This is a genomic window from Brucella sp. (genome assembly GCF_032066345.1).
GTDB classification, from domain to species: domain Bacteria; phylum Pseudomonadota; class Alphaproteobacteria; order Rhizobiales; family Rhizobiaceae; genus Brucella; species Brucella pseudogrignonensis.
This window is the reverse complement of the sequence record NZ_DAMBKZ010000002.1, coordinates 262,554-284,687: the sequence shown is the minus strand read 5'-3', so window position 1 is coordinate 284,687 and position 22,134 is coordinate 262,554. Positions and strand designations below refer to the sequence as shown.

The window sequence follows — 22,134 nt, the reverse complement described above, 5'->3', positions numbered from 1 at the left end:
TGATTTTTATCCGCTTCCGAGTGCGACCACGACATTCACTGTCGCTGCAACAAGGACCGTATTGAAAAAGAATGACACGACGCTGTGCAGAAGCGTCACTTTTCGCATCGCGGTGGTCGTGACATTGGTATCGGACGTCTGCGCCGTCATGCCGATGATGAAGGCGTAATAGGCGAAATCCCAGCCGGAGGGCTGTGGCGTTTCAGGAAAATTGAAGCCGCCTCTATACCTGCTGGCATGGGCTGAATCGTCGCCTGCGGGTTCGCGTGGCTGCCAATACATGTGTGCGTAATGGATCGCCGTCATCATGTGGATCGTAAACCAGCCGAGAGGCACAGCCGCAAGCGTCATGACGAGCGAAAACAGGTCGGCTTTGGGTTGCTGGTTTATCAGGATGAACAGCGACACCACAGCCACAACAACGGTGGCAAATGTCACCAGAAAGATGATCCAGATCGGCTCATCTGCCGTTGCCGCATGTTTTCTGAGATAGGGCGCGGTGAGTTTGGGTAAAGCCGCAAGCGCCAGAACGAGATACAGCACAAAAAAGCAGTTTGCCCCGATGACCGGGGCAAGCGGGCTCTTAAGAAGCCATGCGATAATGAAGGTTGCAGCGCCACCAATGGCTGCAAGATAAAAGGACATATGGCGGCGCAGCAGAAACATCAGGCCGCACTTTCCTGTGGTGCCAGCCGCATGTCGACATGCGGAATACCATCTTCAAGATATTCTTCCGAAATCGCGACGAAGCCGAACGAGCCATAGAATTTCTGCAAATGGCTCTGTCCGCCAAGCTCAATCGCGATGCCCGGAAAACGTGTCTGAGCAAAGGCGACAGCCTCTTTCATGAGACGCTGACCAAGCTTGTAACCACGATAATCGGCTGCCACGACAACGCGGCCGATCTTCACCGGCTTACCATCCTGTTCCGGCGGCAGAACCCGCAGACTTGCTGCAAGTTCTTCACCATCAAGAATGCGTAGGTGAAATGCGTCATAATCCTTGCCGTCGATTTCGGGGTAAGGGCAATTCTGCTCCACCACGAAAACATCCACGCGCAGCTTCAGCATCGCATAAAGCGCGCGCGGGGTCAGGTTATCGATTTCATCCCAATGGGAGGTAAAAAGCTTCTCACTCATCAGTAGACAATCACCGAGCGGATCGACTTGCCTTCATGCATCAGATCGAAAGCCGTGTTGATTTCATCAAGCGGCATGGTGTGGGTGATGAGGCTGTCGATGTCGATCTTGCCTTCCATATACCAGTCTACGATTTTTGGCACATCGGTACGACCGCGCGCGCCGCCAAATGCAGTGCCCTTCCAGACGCGTCCGGTGACGAGCTGGAATGGACGTGTGGCAATTTCCTTGCCGGCTTCCGCCACGCCAATGATGATCGATTCACCCCAGCCGCGATGGCAGCATTCCAGCGCCTGACGCATGACATCGGTGTTGCCGGTTGCATCGAACGAATAATCCGCACCGCCATCAGTCAGATCCTGAATGGCCTGCACAACCTTGTCATTGCCGATTTCGCGCGGATTGATGAAGTCGGTCATGCCGAATTTCTTCGCCATTTCCACCTTGGATGGATTGATATCCACGCCGATGATCTTATCCGCGCCAACCATGCGCGCACCCTGAATGACATTGAGACCAATGCCGCCAAGACCAAACACAACAACATTAGAACCCGGACGAACCTTAGCCGTGTAAATAACTGCGCCAATACCGGTGGTTACGCCGCAGCCGATATAGCAGATCTTGTCGAAAGGCGCGTCTTCGCGCACCTTGGCGACTGCGATTTCTGGCAGAACGGTGAAGTTCGAGAAGGTCGAGCAGCCCATATAATGGAACACTTCACCGCCATCGCACGAAAAGCGCGAGGTTTTGTCAGGCATCAGGCCTTGACCCTGCGTTGAGCGGATCGAGGTGCAGAGGTTTGAACGCTGCGACAGGCAGGTTTTGCACTGGCGGCATTCCGGCGTGTAAAGCGGGATCACATGATCTCCCGGCTTGACCGACGTAACACCTGCGCCCACTTCGCGCACAATGCCTGCACCTTCATGGCCGAGAATGGCGGGGAATTTGCCTTCTGAATCAAGGCCGGAAAGCGTGTAGGCATCGGTGTGGCAAACGCCGGTCGCCATGATTTCGACCAGCACTTCGCCAGCCCGTGGACCGCCGATTTCAACGGTTTCGATGGTGAGCGGCTTTTTTGCCTCCCAGGCAACGGCTGCGCGTGACTTCATGACGATATTCCCTTCAATTTCAGTGTTCGTTTATGCGCCTATTTCAGATAGGTGCGCAAAATCCGCATGATTTCATCGATCTCTGCATCGGGATCTGCCACAGCATCGCGCGCTATCGTCTCACGAGCCTGGCCGAATGTCTCGCGAAAATGGCTTTCCAGCACTTCCGCCATCAATCCATTGGCAGCCCCGCGCAACGCCGCAATCTGCTGCAACAAGGCAGCACATTCCGTGCCTGCTTCCACCGCGCGCTCCAAGCCTTCGGCCTGGCCTTTGATGCGGCGCAGGCGCGTCAAAGCGCGCTTTTTGTCTTCCGGTGAATGCGGCATGGAATCTCCCGATTTTCACGAAGCCTATATACTATAGGGGAGTATGTCAATTACTCTGAAAACACCTCTTGAGAGAATGATTTTCCGCACAATTTGTCTAATGCAGTTTTTAAGCCTCAAGCTTGAGATGCAGCAGCGGGTAAGGGCGTCCCTGATCATCCGTTTCCGAGCGACCTGTCTCGACAAAGCCCACATGGCGATAAAAGCCCACGCCTTGCGTGTTCTGCTCATTCACATCGACGGTCAGAGTGCCCCGCTTTTTCGCGTGCGCAATCATATGCTTGCCAATACCCTTGCCGCGCTGATCGGGCGAAATGAACAGGCTATCGATATTGTTATCGGTCATGCCCATGAAGCCGACCGGCTTGCCGTCATCCTCAATGACATCGACTTCCACATTTGGCAGATATTGCTCACCGAGCAGCTTTTCGATTTCAGCGAAATCTTCTCGGCTTAGAAAGTCATGTGTTGCCAGCACGCTCGCGCGCCAGATAGCGGTAAGGGCGGGGGCATCCGCCGGATTAGATTTTCGGATATGGATCATCGTCGTTCCTTGTGGGATAAGCACCAAAGCAACGCCTTTATAATACGGAATTTCATTTGACGAGTCTGCCCGATCTTCCCGTTACCCGCATTCTGCCGCAGCTTGACGCCGCATTTGTCACCCATGCAAGTGCGGTTCTGGTTGCTCCTCCCGGCGCGGGTAAGACGACGCTGGTGCCGCTGCATTTTTTAAATGCAAGCTGGCGCGGCGACGGCATGATTGTGCTGCTCGAACCGCGTCGTCTCGCCGCCCGCGCTGCCGCCCGCCGCATGGCGCAGTTGCTCGGCGAAGAGCCGGGCGAAACAGTCGGCTATCGTATGCGTCTTGAAAGCAAGGTCTCGGCGAAGACCAAAATCCTTGTCGTCACCGAGGGCGTTTTTGCACGCATGATCCTCGACGATCCCGATCTCAAGGGTATCGCCGCCGTCCTGTTCGATGAGTTTCACGAGCGCAGCCTTGATGCCGATTTCGGTCTGGCACTGGCGCTCGATGTGCAGGCCGCTTTGCGAGACGATCTCAAAATTCTCGTCATGTCGGCAACACTTGATGGTGCGCGTGTGGCCTCACTTCTGGGCGATGCGCCCATCATTGAGAGCGAAGGCCGGGCTTTCCCCGTCGATATTCGCCACCGCGACCGCAAGCCTGACGAACGTATTGAAGATGCGATGGTGAAAGCCATTCGCGAGGCGCTGGCCGATGAAACGGGCAGCATCCTTGCCTTTCTTCCCGGTCAGGGCGAAATCGAACGTACCGCAGGAATTTTGGAAAAGTTTCTGCCTGCCAATATCATTCTGGCCCCGCTATATGGTGCGATGGAAGGCCGTGATCAGGATGCGGCAATCAAGCCAGCGCCCGCAGGCCATCGCAAGGTAGTGCTTGCCACTTCAATTGCCGAAACTTCCATCACCATCGATGGTGTTCGGGTGGTGATCGATTCTGGCCTTGCTCGCCTGCCAAAATATGAACCCGCCACTGGCCTGACCCGTCTTGAAACCGTGCGTACCTCGCGCGCGAGTGCTGATCAGCGCGCTGGTCGTGCTGGTCGTACCGAACCGGGCATCGCCATCCGCCTCTGGCATCAGGGACAAACGGCTTCGCTCCCTGCGTTCTCTCCGCCCGAAGTTCTGGAGGCCGATCTTTCCGGCCTCGTGCTCGATGCGGCTGCATGGGGCGTGACCGATCCAGCAACGCTTTCGCTGCTCGACAAGCCGCCGCTACCGGCTCTTAAAGAAGCCAAGGCATTGCTTAGCCGGCTTGGTGCGCTTGATGAGGCTGGACGCTTGACAATTGACGGCGAGGCGATGCGCTCACTCGCCTTGCCTGCACGCCTTGCACATATGGTGGCGGAAGCGGGAAAACGCGGTGAAGCTTTGCGCGCTGCAGAGCTTGCCGTTCTTCTGACCGAGCGTGGTCTTGGCGGCAATGAAACCGACCTCGACACACGCATGTCGCGGTTCCGCAATGACCGTTCTGATCGCGCCCAGCGCGCCAAAGGACTGGCGAAACATCTGGCTGCAAATGTGCCCAACAAAGGCGAAACTGCCGATTCCAGTGTTGGCCGCATACTAATCGACGCCTATCCGGACCGTATCGCCAAGGCGCGTGGGGCAACAGGGCAATTCCTGCTGGCTAATGGTCGTGGCGGCGAAGTCGATCCCGCTATCAGCCTCAGCCGCGCGCAATGGCTGGTGGTGGCCGATATGTCGGGCAAGGCAGGTCGCGCACGCGTGCTTTCTGCGGCTGAAGTCTCAGAAACCGAAATCCGCACTGCTCTTGGCAACAAGATCGAAAGCGGCCGCCAAGTCGTCTACGACGCAGAAAAGAACGCTTTGCGTGCCCGTGAAGCCGTTCGCATTGGCGCTATTGCCTTGTCGGAAAAGCCGCTTGCCGCACCTTCCGGCGTGAGCGCCGATGAAGGCGTGATCGCTGCCGTGCGTGAGCATGGACTTGATATTCTGCCTTGGAGCAAAGAGGCTGAAATCCTGCGTCGTCGTCTGGGCTGGCTCTATCGCGGTCTCGGCGATCCATGGCCGTCTATGGATGACGACAATCTCATTGAACGTCTCGACGACTGGCTTTTGCCCTTCCTCACTGGCGAAGCGCAACTCGACCGCATCCCGGCGCATGTGTTGAAAAACGGGCTTATGAGCCTTGTGCCGTTTGATCTGCAACGCCTTGTCGATCAACTGGCACCCACACATTTTGAAGTTCCGACCGGCTCAAATATTCCAATTCGCTATGACACGGAGGAGCCGGTTCTCGCCGTGCGCGTGCAGGAGCTGTTCGGCCTTGGCATTCATCCGGCCATTGCCAATGGCAAAGTACCGCTTTTGCTTGAATTGCTTTCCCCCGCCCACCGCCCGATCCAGATCACGCGTGATCTGCCGGGCTTCTGGCAGGGTTCATGGGCCGATGTGCGTTCCGATATGCGTGGCCGCTATCCGCGCCATGTCTGGCCGGAAGACCCAGCCAATGCAGAAGCCACCCGCAGGGCCAAGCCACGCGGCACCTGATGCCGATCAGGAATGCAGAACGACGTGGACCTCATCCTGATCGCGGATGTTGAGATTTTCACGGATGCGCTTGTCCGAGATCAGCTCAATGCAGTCGTGCATATGCGATCCGATACGCCGGAAAATCCATACATTCATGGAACGGGAATGCGCATAAAGCGTCGCCCGCCATGCCTGGCCAATGCCGCGGCGTGGCTTGAAGAATTTGCGGCGCAGACTGTTGTTCAAAATTTCGTGCTGCGGGATAGTGATGCTCGGTGGAACGAGGCCGCGATCCAGCGCCTTTAGCTGCTTGCGACGACTTTTCAGAATGGATGGGTATTCCATGATCTGCACATTCAGCGAGCCGGATGCAAAGTGATCCGGCCAGTCCTTTGGTGAATTATCCAGATGTTGTTTTCCAGGAATGACGAGCTCGGAATGTTTTCCAAGCCCGGACGATATCTTCCCCCTGAAGACAATCACGCGGCGCCCTCCATCGCTTTGCAGACAGTCCTGTTATAATTCCTTCACAAAATTGACACAATTGCTGATTGGCAGGTTTTGCCCATGAGGGGAAACTTGAAAATTCCCCACATAATAGGGCGTTGCGTGTCATGCACGCCAAAGCCTGCGACTGGATGACACAGTTCTGCTTGCGTGAATATGCGCCTTGCCGCATAAGGGGCGGATAGGGGTGATCATGCACGCAGAATTCGACAATCGGGCTTCAAATCTTTCGCGAAAGCCGCGCCTGACCACGTTGGTGCGTCTGCGCTGGCTGGCAATTGCTGGGCAAACCGCGACAGTCATGTTCGTGGCGCTCTATCTGCAATTCAATTTTGCAGTCGGTATCTGCTTCGCGCTGATTGCATGTTCCGCATGGCTCAATCTCTATCTGGCATTTCGCTTTCCCACCAATCACCGTTTAAGCCCGACGGCGGCAAGTATCGTGCTGGCGTTCGATATTCTGCAACTGGCAGGATTGCTTTATCTGACGGGCGGCGTTCAGAATCCCTTCGTTATCCTGATGATTGCTCCAGTCATCATTTCAGCAACGTCGCTTTCCGTGCGTCATACGCTGGCACTCGCATTGCTGGTTGTGCTCAGCACCTCTGTGTTGATGCTCTATTACAGGCCTCTGCCTTGGTATCCGGGCGAACATCTCGATTTGCCGATTTTGTTTGTCTCAGGCATCTGGTGCGCGATCATTGCTGCACTGGGCTTTACCGGTGTCTATGCCTATCGCATTGCGGAAGAAACACGCCAGCTGGGCGATGCTCTTGCTGCCACCGAACTCATCCTGCAACGCGAGCAGCACCTGACGGCACTTGATGGGCTGGCCGCCGCGGCCGCGCACGAACTCGGTACGCCCCTTGCCACCATCACTTTGGTCGTCAAGGAAATGCAGCGTACCTATGCCAAAAAACCGGACAGCGATCCGGGCCTTGCTGAAGACATTGCCCTGCTGCAATCGCAGGCTGCGCGCTGCCGTGAAATCCTCCAGCGGCTCACCAGCCTCTCTTCCGAAAACGAAGAGCATATGTCGAGGCTGCCGTTCTCATCGCTGATTGAGGAAGTGATCGAGCCGCATCGTGATTTCGGCATTTTGCTTGAAGTGGAAAAGCAGGAAGGTCCGAAGCCTGAGCCAGTGGTGCGTCGCAATCCGGGTCTTCTTTATGGTCTCGGCAACCTGGTGGAGAATGCTGTCGACTTTGCGCGCGATAAGGTCAGCGTCACCTGGGGCTGGACTGAAAACACCGTCAGCGTGACCATTCAGGATGATGGTGAAGGATTCAAACCAGAAATTCTGGACCGAATCGGTGAGCCCTATATGACCAGTCGTGACAGTGCACATAACGGTGGCGGTGGTCTTGGATTGGGACTTTTTATCGCAAAAACACTGCTGGAACGCTCTGGAGCGCAGATTAGCTTTAAAAATCGCAAGAATCCGGGGCAGGGTGCAGAAGTAAAAGTCACATGGCCTCGATCCGCTTTCATTGTAAGCTAATGAATATATTGCACAATTAATCTTGGGTTGAAGTGCTGTCGCTTTACGCACGGCGCTTCAATTTCATCAAATTTTCGTGCGCGCGATTAGAAATTGCATTTAATCACAATGCTTTACGCTCTGTTGCAATTTAAATTTTGCTGAGATTGCTTCAATAATTCAATGGCTATTTGACTTTTTGCCGCAGGGATATCAATAAGGAAACAAAAATACAGGCAGGAAGAATCCCGATGGACGACTTGAAGCAGGAAGACACCGAAGCCATAGGCAACGATCCGACCCTCCTTCTGGTTGATGACGATAAGCCGTTCTTGCAGCGCCTTGCACGCGCAATGGAAGGAAGGGGCTTTCAAGTGACCACGGCTGAATCAGTCGAGGAAGGCATCGCTGCCGCAAAAGCTTCCGCACCCGCTTATGCCGTTGTCGATATGCGCCTTGGCGATGGAAATGGCCTCGACGTCATTGAAGCCATCCGCACCCGCCGCACCGATACGCGTGCGATTGTACTGACCGGCTATGGCAACATCGCTACTGCGGTGAATGCTGTGAAGCTTGGCGCGATTGATTATCTTTCCAAGCCAGCTGATGCTGATGAGGTTTTTGCAGCTCTGACCCGTCGTCCGGGCGAAAAGGTTGCACCGCCGGAAAATCCGATGTCCGCTGATCGTGTTCGCTGGGAGCATATTCAGCGCGTTTACGAGATGTGCGAGCGCAATGTTTCCGAAACGGCGCGTCGTCTCAACATGCATCGCCGTACTTTGCAGCGCATTCTGGCCAAGCGCGCACCGCGCTAAAACCAAGCTTCACAAGCATTTCAGGCTTTAATCTATATCGGTCTCGGGTACATCGAGACCTGCAAGCTCTGCAATCGTCAGACGAGCAGCACCTGCTCTTGCAAAACGCAGCATCAGCGCTTTGCGTGTAGCGCCTGAGAGCTTGTGTTCTGGTGCATCGCGCAGAATTTCCGCGCCATAACCATCCGATAAAATGAAGCCGCAATCTTCCGGAAAGATTTCGCGCGGCACGGATGGATGTGTTGCAAAAAACAGCCGATCACAAAACGCGCGATAGTCTGGCCATTTCCGATCAGCCTTCCAGTCTTCGATAGAAGATTTGATCTCCACGATCCAGATTTCGCTCTTGCGGCTGACGGCGATCAGATCGGCGCGCCGGCCGGATGCCAGTGGCAGCTCCGGCAAAGTCGCCAGCCCCATTTCCAGGAATAGACGCTGCACACCACGACGCACGAGCATCGCGTTTTCGGATTGTCGTCCGTCAGAAAGTGGGTGTGTTTTGTTGGGAATCACGATCGGCATTCACGCATTTTGCTCCCTCAAATCGCTTTGAGCAATCAAAGAACGCTGATTTCCGACGGCATTCGAGTGGCGAAAATTTGGAAAAGATGGCAAGAAAATGGCTAAAACAGGATTTTTCAATTTACGGTTAACGGCTGGTTAACAATACTGACGCAACTTTGCACATGAATGAGCGATTCGCTCCTGATGATGGAAAATCTCAATCTGGGGGAAATTCATGAAGTCTCGTGTTTTGAAGCTGACCGCAGCACTTCTTCTTGGTGGTGCACTTGCGGGCTGCTCCACGGTGGGTGGCACTTTTTATACTGCGTCCTATTCGTCGATCAGTGATGCTGGCTATACTATTCCAGCTATCCCGAATGAAAAGATTCCACAGCAATATCGCCGCCAGATCGTGAAGTATCAGACCGATGAAGCGCCGGGCACGATCATTGTCGAGACGCGCGAGAAGTTCCTTTATCTGGTGCAGCCAGACGGCAAGGCCATGCGTTATGGCATTGGTGTGGGCCGTGAAGGCTTCGGTTGGTCAGGAACGGCGCGTGTTGCCATGAAACGCGAATGGCCAACCTGGACCCCTCCATCGGCTATGATCAAGCGCCAGCCTGAACTGGCAAAATACCGCAATGGTATGGAACCGGGCCTTAGAAACCCGCTTGGTGCGCGCGCGCTTTATCTCTTCAACAAGGGCGGAGATACCGGCTACCGCATCCATGGCACGCCAGAATGGTGGTCCATCGGTAAAGCCATGTCTTCAGGCTGCGTTCGCATGATGAATCAGGACATCATCGATCTTTATGAACGCGCAGAGCAGGGCGCAAAGGTTATCGTGAGGCAGTAATACCAAGGCGCGAAGATGCTGACGCATCACGCCTTGAAAAAGTTCAATCGCCACTCGGGCTTAACCAAAACTCCACAAACAAAAAGGCCGCTGAAAAGCGGCCTTTTTGTTAGGAATTATAACAGCTTAGATTTGCTCGACCTGCTGAACTTCCGGCACGAAGTGGCGCAGAAGATTCTGGATGCCGTGCTTGAGTGTCGCTGTCGACGAAGGGCAGCCCGAGCAGGCGCCTTTCATGTGCAGGAACACGGTGCCGTTTTCAAAACCGCGGAAGGTGATGTCGCCGCCGTCCTGAGCAACTGCAGGTCGCACGCGGGTTTCGATCAGTTCCTTGATGGTTTCAACGATCTCGACATCGGCTTCATCGAAGAATTCTTCTTCGCCATGATCGTCACCGGCATTGGCGGCCGCGTTGCCAGTCATTGCTGGCGCACCGGACATGAAATGTTCCATGATCGTGCCGAGGATTGCCGGCTTCAAGTGCTGCCACTCGCCATCTTCCTTGGTCACGGTAATGAAATCATAGCCGAAGAAAACGCCGGTCACGCCAGGAACTGCAAAGAGCTTGGCAGCAAGCTGCGATGTATTGCCAGCACTTGCCGCATCGCGGAAATCCGCTGTGCCTTCAGGCATCACGACCTTGCCGGGCAGAAACTTCAGGGTCGCCGGGTTTGGCGTGGTCTCGGTCTGGATGAACATATCAGTTCTCCGCTTTCAATATCAGAAGCTTTTCGTAAGCATGGATGCGCATTAAGGCAAGCCTCATCTCAAAGGGCGCATGCGCGTTACGATCAATATAGGGTGATTATGTCACCGCATCAATGTCTTCATCCGAAAGACCGGCTGGAATGACGGTGACGGGAATCTGGAATTGTGCGCGATTGGCCAGAGACTGCACGAGAGGGCCGGGGCCTTCATTACCTGATCCCGCTGCCAGCACCAGAATTGCAATGTCCTGATCTTCTTCGATGAGGTTCGGCAGCTCGTCGGAGATGCGACCTTCACGGATGATCAGCTCAGGCTCGATACCCTGTTCTTCGCGCACTTTTGCAGCGAATTTTTCCAGCGTCGAACGCGCGCGCTCTTCAGCTTCGGCGCGCATGATTTCACCCACGCCCAGGATTTGCTGAAAATCTGAATTGTCGATGACGAAAAGCATGACAAGCGCGCCGTTTGAGTTTTTCGCGCGGCGTGCAGCATAGGCAACGGCACGCCCGCATTCGGGCGTCTCGTCAATCACGGCAAGAAACTTGCGGCGGTGGCCGGCTTCCCGGCTAAGTCGTTTTGATACCATGGCGATAATGTGGCATTGCAAAGCGCCGCCCGCAAGCAGGCAGCGCCAGAATATTACAAGCGGTTATTATCAGTTCTGCAGCCAGCCGATGATGTCTCGGACATTGCGCATGTTTGCTTCAGCAATCACGCTTGCACGTTCTCCGCCATCTTTCAGAACGCTGTCGATATAGGCAGGATCAGCCACCAGACGACGCATTTCATGGGTGATTGGCGATAGTTTCGCAACAGCCAGATCGGCAAGTGCTGCCTTGAATTCGGAGAACTGACGCCCACCAAATTCACCCAGAATATCCTGCTTCGATTTCGATGAAAGCGCTGCATAGATGCCGACGAGGTTATCTGCTTCAGGGCGACCGCTCAGACCATCCAGTTCCGAAGGCAGACCGTCGGAATCGGTCTTGGCCTTACGGATCTTCTTGTTGATGGTTTCTTCGTCATCAATCAGGTTGATGCGCGACAGATCCGACGGGTCGGATTTTGACATTTTCTTCGTGCCGTCACGCAGCGACATGATGCGCATGGCCGGACCCGAAATCATCGGTTCGGTCAGCGGGAAGAAGCCTGAAACCTGTTCGTCACCAACTTGCATGTCCACACCGATGCCAAGCGAAGCAATGCGGTCGGAATAGTCGTTGTTGAACTTCTGTGCGATGTCGCGGGTAAGTTCCAGATGCTGCTTCTGGTCTTCGCCAACAGGCACATGGGTTGCGCGATAAAGCAGAATGTCGGCAGCCATCAGGCTTGGATAAGCGAAGAGACCAAGCGACGCATTTTCACGGTCCTTGCCAGCCTTGTCCTTGAACTGCGTCATGCGGCTCATCCAGCCGATGCGCGCCACACAGTTGAACACCCATGCCAGTTCGGCGTGCTGCATCACGCGGCTCTGGTTGAAGACGATGCTTCGCTTGGGGTCGATACCGGAGGCGAGGAAGGCGGCCGTCACTTCGCGGGTTGACTGGATCAACTCGGCTGGATCGGGCGAGACGGTCAAGGCATGCATGTCTACCACACAGTAGATGCATTCCTGCGTCTCCTGAACCTCTACCCACCGCTTGATGGCACCCAGATAATTACCAAGGTGAAGGTTTCCGGTCGGTTGAACGCCGGAGAAGACAAGCGGTTTGAACGTGCTCATGATGTAATCCTGATGTTGGCCTTCGCCGGTGGAGAGCGAAGGTGTTTTTAATGGACGTCTTTTCGCAGAGGCATAGCGGCCTTTCAAGAGTGAATTATACTTCGCTCTCAGGCTCTTTCTTCACAGCGCCACGCTTGATGTTGCGGCGGATCATGCCGGTGTTTGCACCACCAAGCCCAAAGGCCAGCCCGAAATAGACGACCATTGCTGCCACAACCATGGCCGTGACGGTTCCAGCACGCACGCCAAAAGACGATGCCGATGAAAGCTCGTGAGCAAAATAGCCGATAGCAAAATGAATGCCGATGGCCATGACACCGGCTGCAATCAGCAGACGCGGAATACGGGTGAGCAAAGGAATATCGTTGCCCCAATGACCGCGCTTCACCAGCGTGGCAAAAAGCAACGCCGCATTGACCCAGCCAGCGGTGATTTCTGCAATCGCAATACCGCTTGGTCCCATGCGCTGAAACAGTGTTATGGCCAGTGAGACATTCACAACCACGGAAATTGCAGCGAAAATCATCGGTGTGCGTGTGTCTTCGCGCGCGAAGAAACCCGGAATGAAGGCTTTGATCAGCACGAAAGCTGGCAGGCCGATGCCGTAGATCGCCAGAATGTTTGAAACCACAAGTGTTGACTCGGCACTGAACTGACCGCGTTCAAACAGAAGCCGCACAATCGGTTCCGACATCACCAGAAGGGCCGCGGCTGCAGGAAGCGTGAGGAACAGCGTGAACTCGACCGAGCGGTTTTGCAGGTTTGAGGCTTCCTTCATATGCCCACCGCGCAGTGCGCGCGACAATTCCGGCAGAAGCACGGTTGCAACCGCAATACCCACGACGCCAAGTGGCAGCTGATAGATGCGGTCGGCATAAACGAGCGAGGAAACCGCGCCCTCCATACCCGATGCGATGTTGGTGTTGATCAGCAGGTTGATCTGCGTGATGCCGCCGGTGATTGCCGCAGGCAGCGCCAGTATCAGCAAGCGTTTGACATTGGTGGTAAGACGCGGACGGCGAAAGCCGATTTTGATGCCTGCATTGCGCACGGCGATCCAGACGATTGCCAGTTGCACAAGACCCGCCGCCATCACGCCCCAGGATAGCCCATAACCAACAGCCAGCGCGTCATAACCCTTCCACCAAGCAAAGGCCAGAACGCCGATCAGGATGATGTTGAGAAAGATCGGTGCGATGGCTGCCGCAAAATAGCGATGCAGCGAATTCAGCATCCCGCCCATCATGGCCGCAAGCGACATACAGGCCAGATAGGGGAACATGATGATCGCGAGCCGCACCGTATTGTCGAACTTCACCGGATCGTCGGTGAAGCCCGGCGCAATGACCGTGCGCACGATAAACGGCATGGAGAGTTCCATCGCGATGGTGATGAAAAGCAGCACAGTGAAAAGAACGCCAAACACTTCTTCAGAAAAGCGACGGGCGCCTTCCATACCATTCTTTTCAATTTCCTTGGCGAAAAGTGGTACAAAAGCTGCGTTGAACGCGCCTTCGGCAAACAATCTGCGGAACGTGTTCGGGAAACGAAAAGCGGCATTGAACGCATCGGCAACCGGGCCGGTGCCAAGTGCCGCTGCCATGAACATTTCGCGCGTGAAGCCGAAAATGCGGCTCATCAGCGTGCCAGACGCAACGGTTGCGAACTTTTTGACCAAACTCATTTACTGAAAAACCTATGCTGCTGCGCGACCGTTGGTTTTGGCGCCGTTTTCACCGCCCAGCACGGCAAGAAGCTTACGCCTGATATTGCCCTGTCGGGTTGCATTTGAAATCTTGTGTCCTACCAGATCGGTAACATAAAAACTGTCGATCACCTTCTCGCCGAAGGTGGTGATATGCGCCGAAGCAATATCCAGCGAAAGGTCAGAAATAAGGCCGGTCAGTTCAGACAAAAGGCCAGGCCGGTCAAGACCTTCCACTTCGATCACCGTAAACTTGTCGGAAAGAGCGTTGTTGATCTCGACACGCGGCTCGACTTTGAAAGCCTTTGCACCGCGCTTGGGCTTTGTCCGCTTGGCAAGTACATCCGGCAGATGCGCTTTGCCCGACAGCACGTCTTCGATCACCTTGCCCACGCGTTCTGCACGGCGGCGTTCGTCTTCATCTGTGTCGAATTCGCGGCTGATCAGGATCGTATCGAGCGCACGCCCGTCGCCGGTGGTGAAAATCTGCGCATCGACAATATTGCCGCCAGCCGCAGCACAAGCGCCTGTGATGATCGACAAAAGGCGCGGATGATCGGGTGCAAGCACGGTGATTTCCGTCACTGCCTCGAATGTATGCGGCTTTGCAAGCGTCGCCAGCGCACGGCCATTCTGGTCGGCATCGCGGATGAAATGCGCATGACGCACCTGATCGTCAAGGCTGACGGTGAGGAAGTAATTGGTGTAATGCAGGCTGAGATAAGCTTCGCGCTCTGCTTCCGGCCAATCGGCAAGCTTTTCGGCAAGGGCTGCGCGTGCCTGCCGGTCGCGATCGGCGCGTGGCAATTTGGAGAAGCCGCCGGTCAGAACCAGCTCGGTTTCATAGAAAAGCGTGCGCAGCAGCTGGCCTTTCCAGCCGTTCCACACGCCGGGACCGACGCCTTTGATATCACAGACCGTCAGGATCAGCAGAAGCTTCAGCCGCTCCATCGTCTGCACCGTATCGGCGAAATCGACGATTGTTTTGCGGTCGTTGAGATCGCGTGACTGTGCAACCATGCTCATGGTCAGGTGTTCGCGTACCAGCCATTCGACGGTTTCGGTTTCCGACGGCGAAAGGCCGAAACGCGGGCAAAGTTTTTTGGCAATGCGTGCGCCTGCAACCGAATGATCTTCGGGCCGCCCCTTGGCGATATCGTGCAAAAGCATCGCCACATAAAGCAGATTGCGATCACGTTTGATGGTGGTGATCAAATGGTTTGAAAGCGGGTGCTCGTTTTCCAGCTCACCATGCTCAATCTCGGAAAGCACGGCAATGCAACGCAGCAGATGCTCATCCACCGTATAGTGATGATACATGTTGAACTGCATCATCGCGACGATCTTGCCGAAATCCGGAATGAATTTACCGAGCACGCCGGATTCATTCATGCGGCGTAAAATGAGCTCAGGATTGCGGGGCGAGGTCAGCACTTCCAGAAACAGCCTGTTGGCTTCCGGGTTCTCGCGCAGTTCCGAATTGATGAGTTTCAGCGAGCGGGTGAGCTGCTGCATGGCATCGGGATGAAATTCCAGCCCGAGCTTGTCGGCAAGATGGAAGATACGGATGATATTGACCGGATCGCGTTTGAACACATCTGCATCGGCAATGTTGATGCGATGGTTTTCGGAAACGAAATCATTGCTTCCGGCAAGCTTGCGCTTGCGGCGCGAGAAGGTGAGGAAGATGCGGTTGAAGCCCGGCACATGCTTTGCCTGTTCTTCTTCCAGCGCCGCACAGAGAATGCGCGTCAGATCGCCGACGTCCTTGGCGACGAGGAAGTAGTGCTTCATGAAGCGTTCGACATAGTTCTGGCCGGGATGCGCCGTATAACCCAGACGCTGAGCAATTTCCGGCTGAATGTCGAAGGAAAGGCGCTCTTCTGCCTTCAGCGTTGCAAAATGCATATGGCAGCGCACGGCCCAGAGAAAATCTTCGGCCTTGTTGAACAGGCGCAATTCGGCTCGTGACAGCACGCCGAGCTTGATCAGCTCTTCCTTGCTTTTGACACGATAGAAATATTTGGCAATCCAGAACAGCGTATGCAGATCGCGCTGGCCGCCTTTGCCTTCCTTGACGTTTGGCTCAACCAGATAGCGGGTTTCGCCCGCCTTCTTGTGGCGATTGTCACGCTCGGCAAGTTTGGCCTGGATAAATTCAGGCCCCGTATCCTTGACCACTTCTTCGTCAAAACGAGTGACGAGAGAGCTGAACAGATCGCGATTGCCGATGATAAAACGCGCATCCAGAATGGCGGTGCGGATTGTCATATCTTCGCGCGAAAGACGAATGCATTCGTCGATATTGCGGGTGGAGTGGCCGACTTTCAGCCCCATATCCCAGAGCATGTAAAGCATATATTCGGCGACCTGCTCACCCCACGGCGTCTGCTTATAGGGAAGCAGAAACAGCAGATCGATGTCCGAACCGGGCGCAAGCCCACCACGACCATAGCCACCAACAGCCACAACCGCCATGTTCTCGGCTTTCGACGGATTAAGCATCGGATAGGCTTTGGTGCTGGCAAATTCGAACAATACGCTGATCAGCGTATCCATCAGATAAGACAGGCGCCGCGCGCAAAGCGTGCCGCCGCCATCCTTCATCAGCAGATTTTCGGCATTGGCGCGACCGCGCACCAGAGCATCCTTGAGCGCCTGCAGCACAACCTTGCGAACGGGCATACTTGTGTAGTTTTCGTCGGCCGAATCCGCGAGCTCATTGATCTTGCGGCGGAGTGTTTCGGGATTGACGATTTCATCGAGCTTCAGGTCGTGTGCGCTCATGCGGCTTGTATGTCCGGCTTGCCATAGCGCCGTGCGTCCGTTTGGACGCACAAAGGACGCTATGCATTGTTGAACCTACCTCTCGTGCTTTGCAAAGCACGAGAGGTAGAAGAGAACTGACGGAACTATCCTATAGCCGGTTTTAAATATGGTGAACATTGAAAAGAAAAGGCCGGGCATTGCCCGGCCTTTATTACATTGTCATGCGTCTTTTCAGTTGCCAGCGTTATAAGCTGCAATAGCCGCCATATTGACGATATCGGTATCTTTCGCGCCAATGCTGACAATCTGTGCTGGCTTGTCGAGGCCAACCAGCAGCGGACCGATGATCGTTGCGCCGCCCAGCTCCTGAAGCATATTGGCTGCGATCGATGCCGAGTGATTGTCGGGCGTAACGATGACATTGGCCGGGCCCGACAGACGGATGAACGGATAACGCTCCATCAGCTTCGGGTTCAGCGCTACGTCAGCACTCATTTCGCCGTCAAACTCGAAATCGACGTGACGCGTGTTGAGAATGCGCACGGCTTCCTGAATACGCGTTGCGCTTTCGCCGCCCATATGGCCGAAGGTCGAAAATGCGGTGAGTGCAACACGCGGCACATAGCCCATGCGGCGTGCCATGCCAGCGGCTTCAACAGCGATATCGGCAAGTTCTTCGGCGGTTGGCTTTTCATGGACTGCGGTGTCGGCGATGAACACGGTGCGGCCACGGCAGAGCGCAATGGAAACACCGACGAGACGATGGCCCGGCTTCGAATCGATCACGCGGCGCACATCTTCGAGGCCAGTCGCATAGTTGCGGGTGATCCCCGTTACCATGCCGTCAGCATCGCCAAGGGCAACCAAACAGGCCGCAAAATGATTACGATCATTGTTGATCAGGCGATGGCAATCGCGCGTCAGATAGCCTTTGCGCTGAAGCTTCTCATAGAGATAGTCGGCATAGGCCGAGTTGCGGCTCGACAGTCGCGCATTGATAACTTCAATGCCCGGACGGTTAAGATCGAGACCGGCTTCCTTGGCGGTTTCTGCAACACGCTCTTCGCGGCCAACCAGAATAGCGGTGCCAAGACCCTGATTGACGTAAGAGACAGCGGCGCGCATGACCTGTTCTTCTTCGCCTTCGGCAAAGACGATGCGCTTTGGCTGACGACGCACGCGCTCATAGATGCCGCGTAGTGTGGAGGCAATCGGATCGCGACGGGCGAGCAGTTCCTGCTTGTAGCCCTCAATGTCTTCAATCACACGTCCGGCAACACCGGTTTCAATTGCAGCTTTTGCGACAGCTGCCGAAACGGTTGCCAGCAGGCGCGGATCGAACGGCACCGGAATGATATATTGCGGACCAAAACGCGGGCGGCTGCCCTGATAGGCGGCAACCACATCATCCGGCACGTCTTCGCGTGCCAGTTCCGCGATTGCATAGACGGCTGCAATCTTCATCTCGTCATTGATCGTGGTGGCCCGAACATCGAGTGCGCCACGGAAAATATACGGGAAGCCGAGAACGTTGTTGACCTGGTTCGGATAGTCCGAACGGCCGGTTGCAACGATCGCATCGCTGCGCACTTCGGCGACATCTTCCGGCGTGACTTCCGGGTCCGGATTGGCCATTGCAAAGATGATCGGATTTGGCGCCATCGAACGCACCATTTCCTTGGTCAGCGCGCCCTTTGCCGAAACGCCGAAGAAGATGTCGGCATCTTTCATAGCGTCTTCGAGCGTGCGCTTGGAAGTCTTGATGGCATGAGCCGACTTCCACTGGTTCATGCCTTCTTCGCGGCCCTGATAGACAACGCCCTTGGTGTCGCAGAGCGTGACGTTTTCAGATGGGAAGCCGATAGCCTTGATCAGTTCGATACAGGCAATGCCTGCCGAGCCTGCGCCATTACAGACGAGCTTGGTATTCTTGATGTCGCGGCCAGTCAGTTGCAGCGCGTTGATCATGCCGGCTGCGGCGATAATTGCCGTGCCATGCTGATCATCGTGGAAAACCGGAATATCCATCACTTCGCGCAAGCGCTGTTCGATGATGAAGCAATCCGGTGCCTTGATGTCTTCGAGATTGATGCCGCCGAAGGATGGGCCGAGATAGCGCACAGCGTTGATGAATTCATCAATGTTTGTGGTATCGACTTCCAAATCGATGGAATCCACGTCCGCAAAGCGCTTGAAGAGGACGGCCTTGCCTTCCATGACGGGCTTGGAGGCCAGCGCGCCGAGATTGCCGAGACCCAGAATGGCGGTGCCGTTGGAAATGACCGCAACCAGATTGCCCTTGGCCGTATAATCATAGGCGGTGGCAGGGTTTTCTGCGATTGCCTTAACCGGCACGGCGACGCCTGGCGAATAGGCCAGCGACAGGTCGCGCTGTGTGGTCATTGGCTTGGTGGGATTGATTTCCAGCTTGCCTGGGCGGCCCTGAGCGTGAAAGTCGAGCGCTTCCTTCTCACTGGCTGTGGGTGTGCGTTCTGGCGTGTTGCCCTTCGGCGTCGAGACTGGCATGTTCCCTCCGGTTTCTTCTGCGGGACGAATTCGATAGCGTCAGTCTGTGGGAGTGTAAACAGCGCATTTTGGAATAGATATTCATCCAAAAAAGCATGATATCGATATTATTATGTCTTTAAATGGATTTAAATCGCAATAAATGAAGGTTTAGCATGGAAGCGAAGGTCGAAGAGAAACAGTTGGAAGCGGGGGAAAATACCACGCAGGAAACCGCTGTTCGCCTCACGCCCATGATGGAACAGTATATTGAGATCAAAGCCGCGAATGTTGATTCGCTGCTTTTCTATCGTATGGGCGACTTTTACGAGCTGTTCTTCGACGATGCGGTTGAAGCTTCCAGAGCGTTGGGCATCACGCTCACCAAGCGTGGCAAGCACCTGGGCGAAGATATTCCGATGTGCGGTGTGCCGGTTCATGCCTCCGATGATTATCTGCAGAGGCTGATCGCTAAAGGTTATCGCGTTGCGGTTTGCGAGCAGATCGAAGACCCGGCAGAAGCTAAAAAGCGCGGCTCCAAATCGGTAGTCCGCCGTGATGTGATCCGGCTTGTAACCCCCGGCACAATCACCGAAGAAAAGCTGCTCGATCCGTCGGAAGCCAATTATCTGATGGCGCTTGGCCGCACCAAAGGCGACGGCGCGCTGGCGCTTGCATGGATTGATATTTCGACCGGCACGTTCCGCGTGTCAGAAACAACTGAAGACCGGCTCTTTGCCGATGTTGCACGCATTGATCCGCGCGAATTGGTCGTCGCTGACACGGCGTTTCACGATGCCGATCTGCGTCCGACTTTTGATCTGATCGGCAAGTCTGTCATTCCGCAGCCAGCAACCCTGTTTGACAGTGCGGCGGCTGAGAATCGTATCCAGCGCTATTTCAATGTGGCGACACTGGATGGTTTCGGACAGTTCAGCCGTTCCGAGCTTTCCGCCATTTCCGGTGCGATTGCCTATATCGAAAAGACGCAGATTGCCGAGCGCCCTCCGTTGATGCGGCCTGAACGGGAGCAGGAAGGCGGCACGATTTTCATCGATCCGGCCACCCGCGCAAGCCTCGAACTCGCCCGCACTATGTCGGGCAATCGTGAGGGCAGTCTGCTCAAGGCCATCGACCGCACGGTAACCGGTGGCGGTGCACGGCTTCTGGCAGAACGTTTGACGGCACCCTTGACCGATCCCAAAGCGATTGCGCTGCGCCTTGATGCCGTTTCGTGGTTTCTGAGCGAGCAAGCGCTTTGCGAAGGGCTGCGACTGGAGCTTAAAGGCGTGCCGGATATGCCGCGTGCCTTGTCGCGTCTGGCGGTGGGCCGTGGTGGTCCGCGTGATCTTGGCGCCTTGCAGCGGGGCTTTGAAGCCGCCAACGGCATTGGCTCGCTTCTCGAAGGCGCACTTCTGCCTGATGAACTGGCTCAGGCACGCGAAGCGATTGAGACATTGCCCGTTAGCTTTGCTGCCCATATCGACCGTGCACTTGCCGAGGAAATGCCGCTTTTAAAGCGCGACGGCGGCTTCGTGCGTCAGGGCTATAATACCGAGCTTGATGAAATGCGCGCGCTGCGTGATCAGTCGCGCCGTGTCATTGCCGGGCTTCAGGCCGATTACATCGAGGAAACCGGCATTAAAACGCTGAAAATCAAGCATAACAATGTGCTTGGTTACTTCATCGAAGTCACAGCTAATAATTCAGGCACCATGACCGATACGGTTGAAGCCAAGGGCCGCTTCATCCATCGTCAGACCATGGCCAATGCCATGCGTTTCACCACCACGGAACTGGCAGAGCTGGAAAGCAAGATCGCCAATGCAGCCGACCGTGCGCTCTCAATTGAGCTGGCAATCTTTGAAGAATTGACTGCGGAAGCGGTCAGCCATGCCGATAGTATTCGTGCGGCGGCTGTAGCCCTTTCGGTGTTCGACGTTTCAGCTTCGCTGGCAGTTCTTGCGGAAGAGCAGGGCTATTGCCGTCCGCTGGTCGATGACAGCTTGTCTTTCAACATCGTCGCTGGCCGTCATCCGGTGGTTGAGCAGGCATTGCGTCGGCAAGCGGCTAATCCGTTTGTGGCCAATGATTGTGATCTTTCACCGCAAAAGGACGGTGGAAATGGTGCGATCTGGTTGCTGACTGGCCCGAATATGGGCGGTAAATCGACCTTCCTCCGCCAAAATGCGCTGATCGCGATCATGGCGCAGATGGGTTCGTTTGTGCCTGCAGGTTCCGCACAAATCGGTGTTGTGGACAGGCTGTTCAGCCGTGTTGGCGCGTCGGATGATCTGGCACGGGGCCGTTCGACCTTCATGGTGGAAATGGTTGAAACTGCCGCCATTCTCAATCAGGCGGGCGAGCGTTCGCTGGTCATTCTCGATGAAATTGGTCGAGGAACGGCAACCTTTGACGGGCTTTCGATTGCCTGGGCGGCAGTGGAATATCTGCATGAGAAGAACCGCTGTCGCGCACTGTTTGCGACCCACTTCCATGAAATGACGGCACTCTCTGAAAAGCTCGATCGGCTGTTCAACGTCACCATGCGGGTCAAGGAATGGGACAATGATGTTGTCTTCCTGCATGAAGTGGCGAAGGGTGCGGCTGACCGCTCATATGGCGTGCAGGTTGCGCGCCTTGCTGGTCTGCCGGAAGCTGTCGTCAATCGCGCACGCGATGTGCTGCATCAGCTGGAAGCCGGTGAAACCTCTGGTAAGGCCGACAAGCTGATTGATGATCTGCCGTTGTTTTCCGTTGTGTTGCAACAGGAAAAGCCCAAACCGCAGGCTGCCGCAAAGGACAGCGAATTGGCAAAGGCTGTGGCAGCGATCAGCCCCGATGAGCTGACGCCGCGTGAAGCGCTTGAACTGGTTTATAAGCTGAAGGAATTGGCTGGCAGGGCGTGAAATTAGAAAAGGCGAAGCTGAGCTTCGCCTTTTA

The 22,134-nt window shown here is 55.3% G+C and carries 18 protein-coding genes; 5 read left to right on the top strand and 13 right to left on the bottom strand.

The window, feature by feature from the left end; all coding sequences use genetic code 11:
- Positions 1-6: 6 nt before the first annotated feature.
- The 5 genes from RT142_RS03880 to RT142_RS03860 form a co-directional block, all read right to left on the bottom strand.
- Positions 7-666 carry a DUF1345 domain-containing protein gene (locus tag RT142_RS03880; protein WP_007873200.1) on the bottom strand — a complete coding sequence of 220 codons (660 nt, stop codon included), beginning with the start codon at positions 664-666 and terminating at the stop codon, positions 7-9.
- Positions 666-1,139 (bottom strand): GNAT family N-acetyltransferase, encoded by a 474-nt coding sequence (locus tag RT142_RS03875; protein WP_007873202.1) that lies wholly within the window; start codon positions 1,137-1,139, stop codon positions 666-668. The genes RT142_RS03880 and RT142_RS03875 overlap by 1 nt, the downstream gene beginning before the upstream one ends.
- Positions 1,139-2,251 (bottom strand): S-(hydroxymethyl)glutathione dehydrogenase/class III alcohol dehydrogenase, encoded by a 1,113-nt coding sequence (locus RT142_RS03870; protein ID WP_113158841.1) that lies wholly within the window; start codon positions 2,249-2,251, stop codon positions 1,139-1,141. Before RT142_RS03870 ends, RT142_RS03875 begins: the two co-directional genes overlap by 1 nt.
- 38 nt (positions 2,252-2,289) lie before the next feature.
- Entirely contained in the window at positions 2,290-2,580 is a 291-nt protein-coding gene (locus RT142_RS03865; protein WP_007873209.1) for a metal/formaldehyde-sensitive transcriptional repressor, read from the bottom strand.
- Between the two features lie 109 nt (positions 2,581-2,689).
- Positions 2,690-3,124: an acetyltransferase gene (locus tag RT142_RS03860; RefSeq protein ID WP_313027474.1), complete on the bottom strand. Its 435-nt coding sequence runs from the start codon at positions 3,122-3,124 to the stop codon at positions 2,690-2,692.
- A 56-nt stretch (positions 3,125-3,180) separates the two neighbouring features.
- Here RT142_RS03860 and hrpB point away from each other — a divergent pair, with 56 nt between their 5' ends.
- Positions 3,181-5,637: an ATP-dependent helicase HrpB gene (gene hrpB / locus RT142_RS03855; protein ID WP_313027472.1), complete on the top strand. Its 2,457-nt coding sequence runs from the start codon at positions 3,181-3,183 to the stop codon at positions 5,635-5,637.
- Positions 5,638-5,643: 6 nt separating this feature from the next.
- Here hrpB and RT142_RS03850 read toward each other — a convergent pair whose 3' ends face one another.
- Positions 5,644-6,102 carry a DUF120 domain-containing protein gene (locus RT142_RS03850; RefSeq protein ID WP_105518074.1) on the bottom strand — a complete coding sequence of 153 codons (459 nt, stop codon included), beginning with the start codon at positions 6,100-6,102 and terminating at the stop codon, positions 5,644-5,646.
- Between the two features lie 217 nt (positions 6,103-6,319).
- Between RT142_RS03850 and RT142_RS03845 the strand changes: the two genes are divergently transcribed.
- On the top strand, positions 6,320-7,627 hold the full coding sequence (locus RT142_RS03845; protein ID WP_007873216.1) for an ActS/PrrB/RegB family redox-sensitive histidine kinase: 1,308 nt from the start codon (positions 6,320-6,322) through the stop codon (positions 7,625-7,627).
- 230 nt (positions 7,628-7,857) lie between these two features.
- Positions 7,858-8,421 carry a global response regulator transcription factor RegA gene (gene regA / locus RT142_RS03840; RefSeq protein ID WP_007873219.1) on the top strand — a complete coding sequence of 188 codons (564 nt, stop codon included), beginning with the start codon at positions 7,858-7,860 and terminating at the stop codon, positions 8,419-8,421.
- A 27-nt stretch (positions 8,422-8,448) separates the two neighbouring features.
- Here the strand turns inward: regA and RT142_RS03835 are convergent, their stop codons facing one another.
- The gene (locus RT142_RS03835; protein ID WP_007873222.1) at positions 8,449-8,943 is read right to left on the bottom strand and encodes an MmcB family DNA repair protein; all 495 of its coding nucleotides are present in this window, start codon (positions 8,941-8,943) and stop codon (positions 8,449-8,451) included.
- A 217-nt stretch (positions 8,944-9,160) separates the two neighbouring features.
- Here RT142_RS03835 and RT142_RS03830 point away from each other — a divergent pair, with 217 nt between their 5' ends.
- Complete coding sequence (locus RT142_RS03830) at positions 9,161-9,781, top strand: L,D-transpeptidase (RefSeq protein WP_064320064.1); 621 nt, start codon at positions 9,161-9,163, stop codon at positions 9,779-9,781.
- A 126-nt stretch (positions 9,782-9,907) separates the two neighbouring features.
- On the opposite strand, the gene RT142_RS03825 is transcribed toward RT142_RS03830, so the two are convergent.
- From RT142_RS03825 to RT142_RS03800, 6 genes are all read right to left on the bottom strand, one after another.
- Positions 9,908-10,480 carry a NifU family protein gene (locus tag RT142_RS03825; protein ID WP_007873227.1) on the bottom strand — a complete coding sequence of 191 codons (573 nt, stop codon included), beginning with the start codon at positions 10,478-10,480 and terminating at the stop codon, positions 9,908-9,910.
- Between the two features lie 106 nt (positions 10,481-10,586).
- Positions 10,587-11,075 carry a universal stress protein gene (locus RT142_RS03820; protein ID WP_007873229.1) on the bottom strand — a complete coding sequence of 163 codons (489 nt, stop codon included), beginning with the start codon at positions 11,073-11,075 and terminating at the stop codon, positions 10,587-10,589.
- A 69-nt stretch (positions 11,076-11,144) separates the two neighbouring features.
- The gene (trpS, locus tag RT142_RS03815; RefSeq protein WP_200635551.1) at positions 11,145-12,212 is read right to left on the bottom strand and encodes a tryptophan--tRNA ligase; all 1,068 of its coding nucleotides are present in this window, start codon (positions 12,210-12,212) and stop codon (positions 11,145-11,147) included.
- Positions 12,213-12,306: 94 nt separating this feature from the next.
- The gene (gene murJ / locus RT142_RS03810; protein WP_007873233.1) at positions 12,307-13,896 is read right to left on the bottom strand and encodes a murein biosynthesis integral membrane protein MurJ; all 1,590 of its coding nucleotides are present in this window, start codon (positions 13,894-13,896) and stop codon (positions 12,307-12,309) included.
- Between the two features lie 12 nt (positions 13,897-13,908).
- Positions 13,909-16,704 carry a [protein-PII] uridylyltransferase gene (locus RT142_RS03805; protein WP_113496054.1) on the bottom strand — a complete coding sequence of 932 codons (2,796 nt, stop codon included), beginning with the start codon at positions 16,702-16,704 and terminating at the stop codon, positions 13,909-13,911.
- Positions 16,705-16,917: 213 nt separating this feature from the next.
- Positions 16,918-19,212 carry an NADP-dependent malic enzyme gene (locus RT142_RS03800; protein WP_313027463.1) on the bottom strand — a complete coding sequence of 765 codons (2,295 nt, stop codon included), beginning with the start codon at positions 19,210-19,212 and terminating at the stop codon, positions 16,918-16,920.
- A gap of 155 nt (positions 19,213-19,367) precedes the next feature.
- Here RT142_RS03800 and mutS point away from each other — a divergent pair, with 155 nt between their 5' ends.
- Positions 19,368-22,100, top strand: coding sequence for a DNA mismatch repair protein MutS (gene mutS, locus RT142_RS03795; protein ID WP_112804615.1), 2,733 nt, complete (start codon positions 19,368-19,370; stop codon positions 22,098-22,100).
- The last annotated feature ends 34 nt before the right edge of the window (positions 22,101-22,134 follow it).